The sequence below is a fragment of the Ruegeria atlantica genome, from assembly GCF_013032505.1.
Classification (GTDB): Bacteria; Pseudomonadota; Alphaproteobacteria; order Rhodobacterales; family Rhodobacteraceae; genus Ruegeria; species Ruegeria atlantica_F.
Genome location: NZ_WQCG01000003.1, coordinates 565,184 through 579,277, shown reverse-complemented (window position 1 = coordinate 579,277; position 14,094 = coordinate 565,184). Strand labels below are relative to the sequence as shown.

The window sequence follows — 14,094 nt, the reverse complement described above, 5'->3', positions numbered from 1 at the left end:
CCATGTCGCGCCATCCGGCGCTGAACAGGATGCCAAGGGACTTTCTGAGCATTGGGGCTGCACCCACCAAGCTCTCCCTCTGGCAACCTGAAAGGATAAAGACATGAAAGGCTCCCGTCCCGAACAAGCGGTTCTGACCCGCGATACGGACCTTAGCAAAACTGATGACACGCGCCGCGTGATCGAAACCATGGTGGATGGTCTGAACGACCACCGCATTGATGATATCGGAGAGTTCTTCACTGAAGGCTTCCGCTGGATGGGCAATCAAGGCTGCGGAACCAAGACTGGCCTGAAAGAGTTTCAGGACAATTGGCAGCGCCCGTTTCAAGCGGCGTTTTCGGATAAGACCTGCATCGATGAGGCCCGCCTTTACATGGGCGAGTGGGCGGCAGCCTTTGGCCGTCAGGAAGCCACGCATTCCGGTGAGTTTCTGGGCATCGCCCCCACCGGCAAGCGCGTCGAAATCCGCTACATGGACTTCTGGAAAGTGGTCGACGGTAAGATTGTCGATAACTGGGTGAATGTCGATTTTGCCCACGTTGCGGCCCAACTGGGCGTGGACCTGTTCAACGGCGAAGGCTGGGAAGCATTTGACCGGGGTGACAAACTTCCGCCCCGACCCGAAAATTGAGGATTGGAAACATGGCAATCGAGTATCTTAAACGCGGCAAATCCGATGCGGACCGGGCAGAAGATGATGCCAAGACCCGCGCCGTTGTTGAGGCGACGCTGAAAGACATCGAAACCCGTGGTGATGCCGCTGTTCGTGAGTTGAGCGAGAAGTTCGACAACTACTCTCCAGCCTCGTTCCGCCTAAGCCAACAGGAAATCGATGAATTGATCGGGCAATTGTCTGATCGCGAATTGGCCGACATAAAATTCGCACAGGAACAGGTGCGCAATTTTGCTCAAGCTCAGCGGGATTCAATGCTGGACATTGAGGTCGAAACGCTGCCGGGCGTTATCCTTGGCCATAAGAATATTCCTGTGCAATCGGTCGGATGCTACGTCCCCGGTGGCAAGTTCCCAATGGTGGCTTCGGCCCACATGTCCGTGGCCACGGCTTCGGTCGCGGGTGTACCTCGGATCATTGCCTGCACGCCTCCGTTCAAAGGCAAGCCGAACCCAGCAGTGATTGCGGCCATGCATTTGGGTGGCGCGCATGAGATCTACGTTATGGGCGGCATACAGGCCATTGGTGCGATGGCTTTGGGGACCGAGACGATTGATCCCGTCCACATGCTGGTTGGCCCCGGCAACGCCTTTGTTGCCGAAGCCAAGCGCCAATTGTTCGGGCGCGTCGGCATTGATCTGTTTGCAGGTCCCACCGAAACCATGGTGATCGCGGACGAGACCGCGGCAGATGCCGAGCTATGCGCAACCGATCTGCTGGGACAAGCCGAACACGGATATAACAGCCCCTGCGTGTTGCTGACGAACTCTGAAAAGCTTGCCAATGAGACGCTGTCCGAGGTGGACCGCCTGTTGGGCATCCTGCCGACCGCCGACACTGCGAAAGTGTCCTGGGAGGAATATGGCGAGGTGATTGTTTGCGACACGTATGACGAGATGCTGCAGGTTGCCGATGATATCGCCTCGGAACATGTGCAGGTGATGACGGATCGTGACGACTGGTTCCTTGAGAATATGACCTGCTATGGCGCGTTGTTCCTTGGTCCGCGCACCAACGTGTCAAACGGGGACAAGGTGATTGGTACGAACCACACGCTGCCAACGAAGAAGGCGGGGCGCTATACCGGTGGGCTTTGGGTTGGGAAATACCTGAAAACGCACAGTTATCAGAAAGTTCTGACCAACGAGGCGGCGACACTAATTGGCGAATACGGCTCGCGTCTGTGCATGTTGGAAGGTTTTGTAGGCCACGCAGAACAGTGCAACGTCCGCGTGCGTCGCTATGGCGGCATCAATGTGCCCTATGGCGAACCCGCGCCTTATCGGGATGCCGCTGAATGAGTGATAGACATACTCAGCATAAGGCCCTGATCGCTCCGCTCAGGGACGCGATGTATGATTTTTCCGAGGACAGTGTTCGCACGGCACTGGCAGATGTAACGGCCACGGACGCCGTTTTCCACCTGTGTCATCCGCTTGGTGATAGCATCGGTAGCAACGCCTTCTATGACTGTGCCTACAAGGATCTGTTGGCGGCTTGGCCCGATCTGGAACGCCGCGACTACATTGTCATGGCCGGCCCGGATGAACATGGTTCGGACTGGGTTGGATGCGGCGGCTATTACACGGGCACATTCGCTGGCCCATGGCTGGACATCCCACCGACTGGTCATCAGGTTACTATGCGGTTCCACGAATTTTACCGTTTCGAAAACGGCAAAATCGCGGAAATACAGGCCCTTTGGGATATCCCCGAGGTGATGATGCACGCAAATGCCTGGCCGATGGCACCCAGCCTTGGACGCGAATGGCATGTGCCGGGCCCGGCCACGCAGGACGGGTTCGTTCCCGGTCCGTATGATGAGGCAAAGGGCAAAAAGACCTGTCAGCACATCATCGATATGTTGGAGCATCTTAAAAAACACCCCAAACAGGGTGGCCCTGAGGTGATGGAGATGGAACGGTTCTGGCATCCGCGCATGAACTGGTACGGGCCGTCGGGCATTGGCACAGGGCGTGGCTATGCGGGCTTTCGCAATTGGCACCAAATTCCGTTCCTGAGCGGAATGCCGGATCGTGGGCAGTTCGTGGACGACATCACCTACCACTTCTTCGGCGATGGCGAATACGCGGCCGTGACTGGCTGGCCCAATATGATCCAGACTGTCACCCATGATGGATGGTTAGGCATCGCGCCCTCGGGCAAGAAGATCACCATGCGCAGCCTGGATTTCTGGCGGCTTGAGAACGGGCGTATTCGTGAAAACTGGGTGTTGGTCGATCTTCTGGATGCGTATCGCCAACTAGGCGTTGACGTCTTCGCCCGTCTACGGGAATTCAACAAAGCCCGAAACATGGGGCGCATTGAAATACCGGATGGAATGAGCTGATGACTGAACTGCCACGCACCCCTTCGTTTTCCCTGAGCGGAAAAACCGCTCTTGTGACCGGAGCTTCTTCGGGCATCGGGCAGGGTTGTGCCGTGGCTTTGGCCGAAGCAGGCGCGCACGTCGTCTGCGCCGCCAGAGGCGAGGACCGGTTGAATGATACGGTGGCTGCTCTGCAAGGGCAGGGCTGGTCAGCTGAAGCGCTTGTGCTGGACCAGGGCGATCTGGGAAAGCTGAAACAGCTTTTCGAAACGCGAAACTTCGAGGCCGTGGTGAATTCGGCCGGGATCGCACGTCATAGCCCCGCAATTGAAACGACACCCGAAGACTTCGATGTCGTTACCGGCATCAACTTGCGTTCCGCCTACTTCCTTTCCGCCTACGCTGCGCGTGCCTTGATGGATGCTGGCAAGTCAGGGTCCATAATTCATATCTCCAGTCAAATGGGCCATGTGGGCGGCGTCGACAGGGCGCTTTACTGTGCAACCAAGCATGGGCTCGAAGGTATGGTCAAATCCATGGCCATCGAATGGGGTAAACAGGGCATTCGGATCAACACGGTCTGCCCGACCTTCATTCGAACGCCGTTGACCCAGTCCACATTCGACAACCCCGAACGCTCTGCGTGGATCATGGAGAAGATCAAGTTGGATCGCGTAGGTGAGGTCGAGGACATCATGGGTGCGGTACGCTATCTCGCTTCGGACGCCGCTGCTCTGGTCACGGGCACCTCAATGCTGATTGATGGAGGTTGGACGGCGGACTGATGGCCGAGAAAGTAACATCACTCCAGGTCGCGCAACTTGCCGGTGTCAGCCAATCCGCGGTCAGTCGCGTCTTCACGCCCGGTGCATCGGTCAGCAAGAAAACGGAAGAGAAAGTACGCAAGGCCGCAACCGAGCTTGGCTATCGCCCCAATGTGTTGGCGCGCGCGATGGTATCGGGCAAAAGCCGTATCATCGGTTTGGTGGTCGGCTATCTAGACAACTATTTCTATCCCGAAGCGCTGGAAAAACTGTCTAACGCGCTGCAGGAACAAGGCTATCACGTGCTGATCTTCATGGCGTCCCGTTCGGCAGGGAACATTGACGATGTGATGGATGAAATTCTTGATTATCAAGTGGATGGGGTCATCCTGGCCTCTGTCCCGATGTCATCGGATATCGCGATGCGCTGTCAACAGGCCGGTGTGCCGGTGGTACTATTTAACCGCAGTCAGGATATCGAAGGCATTACGACGGTCACATCTGACAACTATGTAGGCGGTCGCAAGGTCGCTGAGTTTTTGGTCGCTGGCGGGCATGAGCGGATTGCGTATATTGCAGGCTGGCAAGGCGCATCGACCCAACGCGACCGAGAGGCTGGATTCAGGGCTTCACTAGGCGAATCCGGGCAAACTTTGTTTGGCTACGAAGTCGGGCAATTTCACACCGAAGATGCACGAGCCGCCGCGCGCCGGATGTTTGACGTCGCACCAGAAGACCGACCCGATGCGGTCTTTGTTGCCAATGATCACATGGCGTTCGCTGTTATGGATGTGGTCCGCTTTGAACTTGGTCTGCGCATACCCGAAGATATCTCGGTCGTTGGGTACGACGACGTACCGCCCGCAGGATGGCCCGCCTATAATCTGACGACGATCCGGCAACGGGCCAACCTTATGGTGGCCGAAACAGTTGCCGCACTATTTGAACATATCGACACCCCAAACTCCGCTGCGCCTCGTAAGGTAGCGATTGATGGCCCACTTATAGTGCGTACATCTGCAAGGTTACCCAAAGGGTGGAAGCCGCAAAGGACAAATACATGAAAGGTTTTGATCCCAAATTCAGGGATTTCCCCGACTATATCATCGGTATCACCAAAGAGATTTGGGAAGACCGGGGCATCGCGACGCTGCACGACTATTACAGCGAAGACATCGTCGTTCGCTCACCCGGTTCGGTGGTTCTGGGAAATCAGAATGTGATCGGTGCGACTATGGCGACACTGGCCGAGTTTCCGGATCGGCAATTGCTGGGCGAGGATGTGATCTGGTCTGGTACACCGGAAGAGGGCATGCTCAGCTCTCACCGCATCCTGTCTACTGCCACGCATCTGGCCGAAGGCGTTTACGGCAAGCCGACCGGCAAAAAACTGTGCTATCGGATTTTGGCCGACTGTCACGCCATTGATAATCAAATCAACGACGAATGGCTCATTCGAGATCAAGGTGCCATCGTGCGACAGATGGGGTGGGATCCAAAGGAATATGCTGCCGATCTGATTGCGCGGGAAGGTGGAAAGGAAAATTGCGTCAAACCTCTGACCCCCGAGATTGATCAGCCCGGCCCCTACAAGGGTCGTGGCAACGACAATGAATGGGGACAGCGATACGCTGACATCCTTACCCGGATTATGAACGCCGATATGGGCGCAATCGAGGCGGAGTATGACCGTGCGGTGCAGTCGGAATACGTGGGCGGCGTGACCGGCCATGGTTGGGACCCGGTTGATCGCTTCTGGATGGGGTTACGCGCAAGTTTTCCGAATGCTGAATTCAAGGTTGAGCACCAGATCGGGCGCGACGACCCGGCGATGCCTCCGCGCGCAGCAATTCGCTGGAGCCTTTGGGGCAAACATGACGGTTGGGGTGCGTTCGGGGCACCAACTGGCGCGCAGGTCTATGTCCTTGGGATCAGCCACGCGGAGTTTGGCGCATTGGTCACAGGCCAACCGCAATTGCGCCGCGAATATACTCTGTTTGACGAAACCTCGGTATGGAAACAAATCTTGTTGCGGGGTGGACAGGTATAGTGGCACGTCCGGTCGCATATCGCATCCTTTCGGGTGGTCTGCATGAGACCGGAGCCAGTCGGCGTTTTCACATGTTCCGGCAAAGCCTGCGTGCGCAGCGTTTGAACCTGCGCCCGCCTGGGAAATGACTGCGTGTGCCGTCCTGGCATACGAACTTTCATTTCTGAAAACACAAAAACGGAACATATGTCATGACCAAATCAGCCATCACTGCCCGCATTGTCCGCTACGGTGAGCTTCAACCCTGCAAAACCGCCTTTATCGACGCTCACACACCGGGCAGCGATCAGAAAGAAAACTTCACAATCATCGGCGGCGGCGTCTCGGAATCCCCGGACCAGCACGTGCACATCACGGATAAGATCGGCTTCAACATCGGTGCTGCCGGTCAGCCGCCGAAATGTCGGAACTCATTGCACAGCCACACAACGGCAGAGGTCTTCTTCGTTGCCAAAGGTCGCTGGCGCTTTTTCTGGGGGCGTTACGGCACGGCGGGTGAGTTCATTGCCGAGGAGGGTGATATCTTCAACATCCCGACCGGTATCTTCCGCGGTTTCGAAAATGTCGGTCAGGACTACGGCATGATCATGTCGATCCTGGGCGGTGACGATGCAGGCGGTGGCGTGACCTGGGCTCCGCAAGTGATCGAAGACGCGCAGGCGCATGGTCTGATGTTGGGCGACAATGGCGTTCTTTATGACAGCAAGAAGGGCCAGGAACTGCCCCACAATGTCCACCCGATGCCCTTGCTGACTGAAGAGCAGTTGAAGGATTATCCGGAAGTTCCGGTTGAAGATGTGGTCGGAAAATACGTCGCGCGCTATTGGGATCTGATGGCTTTATCGGCCAACAAACCTGCAGTGGTGATAGGTGAGAATGGCTTGATTAAGGATAGACCCGGCTTCGAGGTCGATTTTCTTGGACGAGGGTCCGCTGTGACCGAGCCAGTCGTGGCAGAAAAACCTGTAGTTCTGATGCCGGCCAGTGGTCATTGGCATATTTTGATCGACGATCATGCAGCCACTTTGTCCAACGGCGACACGGCTCTGGTGCTGCCCGGCGATTCCTATAGCGTCGTGCCATCTATGACCGGACAGGCAGGCCTGTACCGGATCACTGCAACTGATGACCCGGCAGGAGCGACCTGGACAGGATGAACGTAGACCCAAACGACACTCAAGCCGTTTATGAGCGGCAGGCGACGGAGTACGATAAGCGCCGCTCAAAGGCTCTGTTCGAAGCGCGCTGGTTGGCGCGCTTCACGGCCAGCCTAAAGCCGGGTGATCATGTGCTGGATCTGGGATGTGGCACAGGCGATCCCATCGCGCGCTGGTTCATGGCCGAAGGGTTTGATGTCACCGGTGTTGATTTTTCCGAGGCCATGCTGGCCATCGCCTTGGAACGCTGGCCCGAAGGGGATTGGCGGCACGCCGATATGCGAGATTTTGAGCTGGATCGGACATTTAATGGTATCATTGCCTGGAACAGCTTTTTCCACCTGACGGCGGATGAGCAAAAGGCCTGTATCACCCGCATGGCACGCCATTTAAACACCGGCGGAATGCTGATGTTGACCGTAGGTCCCGGCGCCGGTGAGGTCAGCGGAACCGTGGGATCAGAGCTTGTCTATCACGCCTCATTGTCCCCGGCCGACTATGCCGTTTGCCTTGAAGAAAACGGGCTGCAACTGACTGGGTTTCTGGCCGAAGACCCCGAAACGCAAAGCCATACAGTGCTGATGGCACGAAAACTGTAAGGAGGCGCTTATGACCGTCAAAACCTCACATGTTGGGTCTCTGCCCCGAACACAGGACGTTGTGGATTTCATATTCGCCCGAGAAAACGGTGAGCCTTACGAAGCGGACGCGTTTGATGCCTGCATGGCTGATGCGGTGTCTGAAACTGTACGCAAGCAGGTCGAAGCCGGGGTTGATATTGTCAGCGATGGCGAGACGTCCAAGATCTCTTACGCTACATACGTCAAGGATCGATACACCGGTTTTTCCGGCGACAGTCCGCGCAATGCACCTGCAGATCTGAAGATGTTTCCAAGTTTTCTGCAACGCCTGGCAAATGATGGTGGCACGCCCCAATACGCACGACCGATGTGTACCGGCGAAGTGCGCTCAAAAGGGCAGGGGGAATTGGAAAAGGATATCGCCAACCTCAAGGCGGCTATGGCGCTGCATGGTGCCGAACGCGGTTTTATGAATGCTGCCTCGCCGGGTGTGATTTCTCTGTTCTTACAAAACGATTACTATCCCACGCGCGAGGCATATCTGGCGGCGCTGGCCGACGCCATGAAAGAGGAATACGAAACCATCGTGGCCGCTGGCTTGGATCTGCAACTGGATTGCCCCGATCTGGCCTTATCGCGCCATATGCTGTTTACCGACCTCTCGGATGACGAGTTCGTCAAGATTGCCAACATGCATGTCGAAGCCCTGAACCATGCACTTCAAAATGTTCCACAGGATCGCGTGCGGGTGCACATCTGCTGGGGCAACTACGAAGGTCCGCATTGTTGCGATATCGCTATGGACAAGGTGTTCAGCACCCTGATGGCAACCAAGTCGCGCTATGTCTTGTTCGAGACGTCTAACCCGCGCCATGCCCATGAATGGACCGTGTTCCGCGACCGCAAATCTGAGATCCCCGATGACAAGGTATTGGTCCCCGGCGTAGTCGATACAACCACCAATTTCGTCGAGCATCCCGAACTCGTGGCCCAAAGGATCGAGCGTTTTACGGGGATCGTCGGCGCGGACCGGGTGATCGCGGGCAGCGATTGCGGCTTTGGAACCTTTGCGGGCTTTGGGGCGGTTGATCCTCAGATTGCCTATGCCAAGTTGGCGGCGCTGTCCGAAGGGGCAAAGCTGGCCTCGGAATGACACCCTTGATCTTGTTACCGGGCATGATGTGCGATGCCCGCCTCTTTGGCCCGCAGATTAACGCTCTGTCAGGTCGGTTACCTGTGATGACTTTCCCGTTGTCCCGACATGACAGCGTGCAAGCCATGGCGGATGACATCCTGCAAAATGCGCCGCCTGAATTTGCCCTGGCCGGGTTGTCGATGGGGGGTATCGTGGCAATGGACGTATTGCGGCGGGCCCCTGAACGCGTCTCGCGTCTGGCTTTGATCGACACAAACCCACTGGCTGAAAAGTCAGAGGTTAAAGCCCGTCGTATACCCCAGATGGCTGCCGTTCGCGACGGCAGGTTGAGGTCGGTGATGCGGGACGAGATGAAGCCCAGTTATCTGGCAGACGGGCCTAATCAAGGGGCTATCCTGGATCTGTGCATGGCAATGGCCACCGATTTGGGCCCAGATGTTTTCTTGCGCCAATCGCAGGCGCTGATGGACCGTCCAGACCAGACCATGACCCTGAAAGCATATACCGGAAAGGCTCTGGTTCTGTGTGGGCAAGAAGACAGGCTGTGCCCCGTGGAACGTCACCAGATGATGCATGAACTACTGTCGTACAGCGCGCTTGAGATCGTAGAGGGCGCTGGGCATCTGCCCACATTGGAACAACCCCGGAAAACCACAGCGGCGTTGACCCGCTGGTTGGAGGACACATGACGCCATCCCTTTTAGCCTTGCTTCGCAAGGTCGACACACCAACCGTCTGCAATGCCATCGAAGTGGCGCAGGGCAAGCGCGGGTTTGACGAATTTACGCGCGGCACCATGCTGTGTTCCGCGCCGGAAGAACCCGCTATCGTCGGTTACGCCCGCACGGCAAAGATCGCGGCAGTCAACCCACCGACCGAACCGCCCGATGTCATCAAATCCCGGCGTATGGCCTATTACAAATATATGGCCGAAGCGCCCAATCCTTGCGTCGCAGTGATCGAGGATGTGGACTATCCTGATTGCATCGGAGCCTATTGGGGAGAGATCAATACCTCGGTCCACAAGGGGTTCGGCATTTCCGGCGTAGTAACCAATGGTGTGATGCGCGACCTCGGGGACTTACCCGAAGGGTTCCCCGTTGTTGCGGGATCCGTCGGGCCAAGCCACGGTTTTGTCCATGTCCGCGAGATTGATACACCGGTTTCAGTTTTTGGCCTGACGGTCAATCCAGGCGAATTGGTTCACGCCGACCGCCATGGTGCGCTGGTCGTGCCGGGGGATGTCGTCAGCCAGTTGGAATCCGCGATCCAAAAGCTTTTGGTGACAGAGCGCATCGTCCTGGATGCCGCCCGCCAGCCAGAATTTGATTTTGAAGCTTTCGAAACCGCTTGGGCGGCGTTTGAAAAAGCCAGGGTCTGACAATAGGGGGCAGACGTTCCGCATACCGGTTGGGCAGGCAAAAAACTCTTAAACCATTGCTGGTTTCTGCTGAGAAGTAGTCCGGTTTTCTTGCCGAGCTCTAATTCACCCGGTTGCCAACTCATCCCGGAAGAAGGCGGGCGTCAGCATGGCGACACCCTGACCGGTTATCGCGGCGTTGGCTTCCAGAACCTGAGGGCCGAAATGCTGCCGGGTTTCACCGGTCTGGTCGACCAATTGTGTTTGTTCAACCGTGTCCAGACCGATGCGTTCAAAGTGCTGGTTTGACTGCGCCTCAGGCCGACTGCTCGACAAGAGAGAACAGCTCAATTGGATGGGCAATGCCACGAACTTCGTAGTTCCCGCAAGGAGAGAACAGATCAGCTGAAGCGCCAGCAACGGCCGACGTCGCCAGCACCCTGCGGCCAATCGATTTGGTCAGACCCTCAATGCGGCTAGCGACGTTCACCGCGCCACCGAGAACAGTGAAATCCAGCCTGCCGGGGCTGCCGATGTTGCCATAGCTTACTTGCCCCACGTTAATTCCGATGCCAACATCCAGAGCTGGCTTCTGGGCGTCTTCGCGACGTTGGTTTAGTGCCGACAGACCGGTCATAACACTTTGCGCGGCATACGCAGCTTTCCGACACCGATCGTCGCGATCCGCCTGAGTGGGGATGGTGAAGATCGATAGAATACCGTCTCCCATGAATTTTAGAACATCACCTCCGTTTTCTTCCACTGACTGAACAACGAGATCGAAATATCCACTCAGCGCGTCAAAAACGTCCTCTTCCAGTGCGCTGTCTGACAACGCCGTAAAACCACGCAAATCTGAGAACATAACCACGGCCTCAAGGGTGGTGCGTTCCCCTCGTTTGATACGCCCATTCCAAACAGCGTCCGAGGGTCCATCGCCAAGGTAAGTCCGCAGAAGGCCTTTCGACGATTTGCGCATCGTGACAGGTTCCAAAGCCGAAGACAGAGCGGGCAGTGCACGTTCAATCAGTTCCAGATGCTTGGGCGAGAACCCTTCTGGCGTTTGCGTAACAAAGGTGCAACCGTGCAGTGAACCGTCACCGTAGTAAAGCAGAGTGGCATAATAGTCGGTACCGCCCAATTCGGCGAACTCCAGGTATGAAGAATGTTCCGTCTTTGGGTTTAGTTGCTGAAGACTTTTGTGAAGCGGCCTTCTGTGTTCCAGAATATATTCAAATGAGCTTCCAACGTAGCCGTCGGTCAACATCGTCTCATGTGTGACATCGTAGCTTTCGGTTCCGTCTGGTGTCCAAACCACACCCCAGGCGATGAGTAGTGGATTGGCAAAACGCTGACCGATATTGACCCTCCATAGCGGGACGCCGGCTTCGATCAAAGACGAGCAGAAATGTGACACCACTTTCACTGGATCACCTGATCGGCGGCCTTCGGAAATCAACCAGTTTGTCAGTTCGGCTATGGAATCCATTGCTTTAAACTAGTCGCTTAGACGCGTAGGGCAAATGGCATTCCGCCTGGGTTGAGCCAAGTTGAATCGATCGCCCGCCTGCTCGAATTTAGCGAGAGTTGTATCTGCACAAGAAGTCCCGCATCCAAGCGGGCGAAGACGATTAAATGCCTGCAATACTTGCATTCGCACTGCCCGGAGAATCCGGGCCGTTGTAGCGGAGCTGCCACCTTGATGGCTCTGCCGTTGGGGTTTGCTGTACCGTTCCGAAGGAATTGGCTGACGGAACATGGAACATGCTAGCGTCGGCTGTCCGTCCTGATCATCAGCGCAAACGGGGGGGACTGAATTGGTGCTGGCCGCCGTGCAGTACCCTGAAGGCAAAGATCAGCGGATACTGACCGTTGATTTATCTGATACGGATGGCTTTGTGCTGACGCGGAAGTTTTACGTCCAAAACGGTTATGACGAAGAGGGGCAGATCCCCGGCTTCTGGGCCGCTCGGGATGCCAATGTGATCTTCCGCAAGGCTCTGTAGCGGACACAGGCTCTTCATCATATGCGTGGCGAGTGGGCCTTTGACGATATTCATTCAAAACAAAACAAACAAAAAGATCGCTTCCAAGTGCGAATGATCAAACTCCTAAATGACCGCGTAGCACTTTTTGCCCGCTTTCTTGGGACTGTAAGGCGGCCTTCAAAACCGGGTTTGCAGCCACTCACAAAAGGCGGTTGAGACATAGGACCCTGCCGGTCCCGTTTTGTGTTGCACGACATAGTGGGCTTGGCCTGTATCGACCGGGGTGCCAACAATTCTAATCTGGCGGCCGGTCTCAATGGCCTGCTGGGCGAAACGGTTGATCATGATCGCGCAGCCGCTTTCTGCAGCCACCAATTCGCAAGCGGCAACCGAGGTGTCGACGACAAGGTGTGGGGATATGTCGCCGTAGGGCAGATCATGGGCTGACAGATATCTTGCCCAATGGTCGTCGAACCCAAGGACGTGGATGGCCGCGCGGGTTGTCAGATCAGCAGGTGTATTGACCTCAGACGCGGTGCGCGCACCACAAACCGGAACGATGAATTCGTCGGCAAGCTTGACCATGCGCGCGTCGGATTGGGCTTGCGGCGCCAGCAGGATGTCAACATCTACAGGATGCCCCTCCCGACCGCTTTGCCACAGCGAGGTGACAAGTTTGATCCCGATACCGGTATGGGCCTTTTGAAAGGACGCCAGTTGCGGTGCCAACCATATAATCATAGCCGCCGATGCCCGCACAACGATCGTCGAATCTAATGCGGGTCCAAATAGCCCGTTGGTGGAGAAAGCGATGTGTTCCAATGAATCCCGAACCGAAATCAAATAGGCTCGACCGATTTCCGTCAGTTGCAGGCTCTTGGCCCGGCGAATGAACAGTTTCTGCCCCAGCTGACCTTCCAGCGCCTTCATGTGCTGGCTGACAGCTGTTTGCGTCAGCCCCAGCTCTCGGCTGGCGGCAGTAAAGCTTAAATGGCGTGCGGCAGCCTCGAAGGAGCGAAGCCAGTTCAGGTTGAGATTGCTCTTCATTGCCTATCCATAAATTTTTTATGTGCATGAAAGCAAATTCTTTTATTTTTCTTCGTTTCAGAGGGCCGCTAGACAGATTCAGGTCACGATAAAAACGACCAGAAAAAAAGGAGCGCCCATGCCCGAGATCAATCGAGATGCAGCCACCGATATGGTTTTGAGCCTTGTGGATCTGGAGCGCTTTCCGATCGCAGATCTGGAAGCTGCCGAAGGTGCTGCCTTTCTAAAGGACTGCCAGGACCAGATGGGGGAACACGGCTGGTGCAATCTGGATGGGTTTATCCGCCCCGAAGGGCTGGCGGCTCTGGCCGATGAATCCAACGCCTTGTTGCCTACCGCAGACGTGCTGACCATCAAACGCAACATCTATCAGGGCGCAATTGACCCTTCGCTGCCTGAAGATGATCCGCGTCGCAAGGAATACACGCATGTGGCAACGCAATTGGCCGACGACCAATTGCCGAATGAAATGCTGCTTCAACGGCTATATCAATCTCCGCTGCTGACGGATTTTGTGCGCCGCGTTCAAAAGAAAGACGTGCTGTACCGGTGCGCCGATGAGTTTCAGGCGCTGAACGTCGTTGCCCTGCATCCTGGCAGTTGGCACGCCTGGCACTATGACACGACCGAATGCACGGTAACACTGTTGTTACAAGCCGCTGAATCCGGTGGTGATTTTGCCTTCCTGCCGAACTCGCGCACCGACGAGGCCGAAGATCGCGAGGCGGTGGATCGTTTGCTTTCCGGCGATCTGTCCCACGCCCGGACGTTCGACCGCGGCGCCGGTACGTTTACGCTATTTCGGGGCGGCTATTCTTTGCACGGGGTGACAGAGGTCGAAGGCTCGATCCCCCGTGTCACTGCAATCATGACCTATGACGAACAGGAAGGCCGTGTGATCAGCGACGACATCAACATTCGGATATACGGTGATCGCGTCAAAAAAATCCTCGCGGACCGCGCAGCCTCCAGTATCAACGCATAAA

The 14,094-nt window shown here is 56.1% G+C and carries 16 protein-coding genes; 13 read left to right on the top strand and 3 right to left on the bottom strand.

What is annotated here, in order from left to right; all coding sequences use genetic code 11:
* The first annotated feature begins 103 nt into the window (after positions 1–103).
* The 11 genes from GOW92_RS14640 (at position 104) to GOW92_RS14590 (ending at position 10,094) form a co-directional block, all read left to right on the top strand.
* Positions 104–634, top strand: coding sequence for an ester cyclase (locus GOW92_RS14640; protein ID WP_170561321.1), 531 nt, complete (start codon positions 104–106; stop codon positions 632–634).
* Positions 635–645: 11 nt separating this feature from the next.
* Positions 646–1,977 (top strand): histidinol dehydrogenase, encoded by a 1,332-nt coding sequence (hisD, locus tag GOW92_RS14635; RefSeq protein WP_170561320.1) that lies wholly within the window; start codon positions 646–648, stop codon positions 1,975–1,977.
* Positions 1,974–3,026 carry an ester cyclase gene (locus tag GOW92_RS14630; RefSeq protein WP_170561319.1) on the top strand — a complete coding sequence of 351 codons (1,053 nt, stop codon included), beginning with the start codon at positions 1,974–1,976 and terminating at the stop codon, positions 3,024–3,026. Before hisD ends, GOW92_RS14630 begins: the two co-directional genes overlap by 4 nt.
* Complete coding sequence (locus tag GOW92_RS14625; RefSeq protein WP_170561318.1) at positions 3,026–3,790, top strand: SDR family NAD(P)-dependent oxidoreductase; 765 nt, start codon at positions 3,026–3,028, stop codon at positions 3,788–3,790. The genes GOW92_RS14630 and GOW92_RS14625 overlap by 1 nt, the downstream gene beginning before the upstream one ends.
* Positions 3,790–4,833, top strand: a complete 1,044-nt coding sequence (locus GOW92_RS14620) for a LacI family DNA-binding transcriptional regulator (protein WP_170561317.1) — start codon at positions 3,790–3,792, stop codon at positions 4,831–4,833. The genes GOW92_RS14625 and GOW92_RS14620 overlap by 1 nt, the downstream gene beginning before the upstream one ends.
* Entirely contained in the window at positions 4,830–5,819 is a 990-nt protein-coding gene (locus GOW92_RS14615; RefSeq protein WP_170561316.1) for an ester cyclase, read from the top strand. Before GOW92_RS14620 ends, GOW92_RS14615 begins: the two co-directional genes overlap by 4 nt.
* A gap of 191 nt (positions 5,820–6,010) precedes the next feature.
* Positions 6,011–6,976: a cupin gene (locus tag GOW92_RS14610; protein WP_170561315.1), complete on the top strand. Its 966-nt coding sequence runs from the start codon at positions 6,011–6,013 to the stop codon at positions 6,974–6,976.
* Positions 6,973–7,575 carry a class I SAM-dependent DNA methyltransferase gene (locus GOW92_RS14605; RefSeq protein ID WP_170561314.1) on the top strand — a complete coding sequence of 201 codons (603 nt, stop codon included), beginning with the start codon at positions 6,973–6,975 and terminating at the stop codon, positions 7,573–7,575. Before GOW92_RS14610 ends, GOW92_RS14605 begins: the two co-directional genes overlap by 4 nt.
* Positions 7,576–7,585: 10 nt before the next feature.
* Positions 7,586–8,710, top strand: a complete 1,125-nt coding sequence (locus GOW92_RS14600) for a cobalamin-independent methionine synthase II family protein (protein ID WP_170561313.1) — start codon at positions 7,586–7,588, stop codon at positions 8,708–8,710.
* Positions 8,707–9,402, top strand: a complete 696-nt coding sequence (locus tag GOW92_RS14595) for an alpha/beta fold hydrolase (RefSeq protein ID WP_170561312.1) — start codon at positions 8,707–8,709, stop codon at positions 9,400–9,402. Before GOW92_RS14600 ends, GOW92_RS14595 begins: the two co-directional genes overlap by 4 nt.
* Positions 9,399–10,094 carry an RraA family protein gene (locus GOW92_RS14590; RefSeq protein WP_170561311.1) on the top strand — a complete coding sequence of 232 codons (696 nt, stop codon included), beginning with the start codon at positions 9,399–9,401 and terminating at the stop codon, positions 10,092–10,094. Before GOW92_RS14595 ends, GOW92_RS14590 begins: the two co-directional genes overlap by 4 nt.
* 105 nt (positions 10,095–10,199) lie before the next feature.
* On the opposite strand, the gene GOW92_RS14585 is transcribed toward GOW92_RS14590, so the two are convergent.
* Both GOW92_RS14585 and GOW92_RS14580 read right to left on the bottom strand, forming a co-directional pair.
* Entirely contained in the window at positions 10,200–10,409 is a 210-nt protein-coding gene (locus GOW92_RS14585; protein ID WP_170560791.1) for a hypothetical protein, read from the bottom strand.
* Positions 10,390–11,562: an adenylate/guanylate cyclase domain-containing protein gene (locus tag GOW92_RS14580; RefSeq protein ID WP_170561310.1), complete on the bottom strand. Its 1,173-nt coding sequence runs from the start codon at positions 11,560–11,562 to the stop codon at positions 10,390–10,392. Before GOW92_RS14580 ends, GOW92_RS14585 begins: the two co-directional genes overlap by 20 nt.
* 328 nt (positions 11,563–11,890) lie before the next feature.
* Here GOW92_RS14580 and GOW92_RS14575 point away from each other — a divergent pair, with 328 nt between their 5' ends.
* Positions 11,891–12,079 carry a hypothetical protein gene (locus GOW92_RS14575; RefSeq protein WP_170561309.1) on the top strand — a complete coding sequence of 63 codons (189 nt, stop codon included), beginning with the start codon at positions 11,891–11,893 and terminating at the stop codon, positions 12,077–12,079.
* Positions 12,080–12,238: 159 nt separating this feature from the next.
* On the opposite strand, the gene GOW92_RS14570 is transcribed toward GOW92_RS14575, so the two are convergent.
* Positions 12,239–13,108: a LysR family transcriptional regulator gene (locus tag GOW92_RS14570; RefSeq protein WP_170561308.1), complete on the bottom strand. Its 870-nt coding sequence runs from the start codon at positions 13,106–13,108 to the stop codon at positions 12,239–12,241.
* Between the two features lie 118 nt (positions 13,109–13,226).
* Between GOW92_RS14570 and GOW92_RS14565 the strand changes: the two genes are divergently transcribed.
* On the top strand, positions 13,227–14,093 hold the full coding sequence (locus GOW92_RS14565; protein ID WP_170561307.1) for a HalD/BesD family halogenase: 867 nt from the start codon (positions 13,227–13,229) through the stop codon (positions 14,091–14,093).
* Position 14,094: the final 1 nt, after the last annotated feature.

Bases quoted from the DNA above. Each gene is read 5' to 3' on its own strand.
- GOW92_RS14640 (WP_170561321.1), top strand. From the start codon at position 104: ATGAAAGGCTCCCGTCCCGAACAAGCGGTTCTGACCCGCGATACGGAC.
- hisD (WP_170561320.1), top strand. From the start codon at position 646: ATGGCAATCGAGTATCTTAAACGCGGCAAATCCGATGCGGACCGGGCA.
- GOW92_RS14630 (WP_170561319.1), top strand. From the start codon at position 1,974: ATGAGTGATAGACATACTCAGCATAAGGCCCTGATCGCTCCGCTCAGG.
- GOW92_RS14625 (WP_170561318.1), top strand. From the start codon at position 3,026: ATGACTGAACTGCCACGCACCCCTTCGTTTTCCCTGAGCGGAAAAACC.
- GOW92_RS14620 (WP_170561317.1), top strand. From the start codon at position 3,790: ATGGCCGAGAAAGTAACATCACTCCAGGTCGCGCAACTTGCCGGTGTC.
- GOW92_RS14615 (WP_170561316.1), top strand. From the start codon at position 4,830: ATGAAAGGTTTTGATCCCAAATTCAGGGATTTCCCCGACTATATCATC.
- GOW92_RS14610 (WP_170561315.1), top strand. From the start codon at position 6,011: ATGACCAAATCAGCCATCACTGCCCGCATTGTCCGCTACGGTGAGCTT.
- GOW92_RS14605 (WP_170561314.1), top strand. From the start codon at position 6,973: ATGAACGTAGACCCAAACGACACTCAAGCCGTTTATGAGCGGCAGGCG.
- GOW92_RS14600 (WP_170561313.1), top strand. From the start codon at position 7,586: ATGACCGTCAAAACCTCACATGTTGGGTCTCTGCCCCGAACACAGGAC.
- GOW92_RS14595 (WP_170561312.1), top strand. From the start codon at position 8,707: ATGACACCCTTGATCTTGTTACCGGGCATGATGTGCGATGCCCGCCTC.
- GOW92_RS14590 (WP_170561311.1), top strand. From the start codon at position 9,399: ATGACGCCATCCCTTTTAGCCTTGCTTCGCAAGGTCGACACACCAACC.
- GOW92_RS14580 (WP_170561310.1), bottom strand. From the start codon at position 11,562: ATGGATTCCATAGCCGAACTGACAAACTGGTTGATTTCCGAAGGCCGC.
- GOW92_RS14570 (WP_170561308.1), bottom strand. From the start codon at position 13,108: ATGAAGAGCAATCTCAACCTGAACTGGCTTCGCTCCTTCGAGGCTGCC.
- GOW92_RS14565 (WP_170561307.1), top strand. From the start codon at position 13,227: ATGCCCGAGATCAATCGAGATGCAGCCACCGATATGGTTTTGAGCCTT.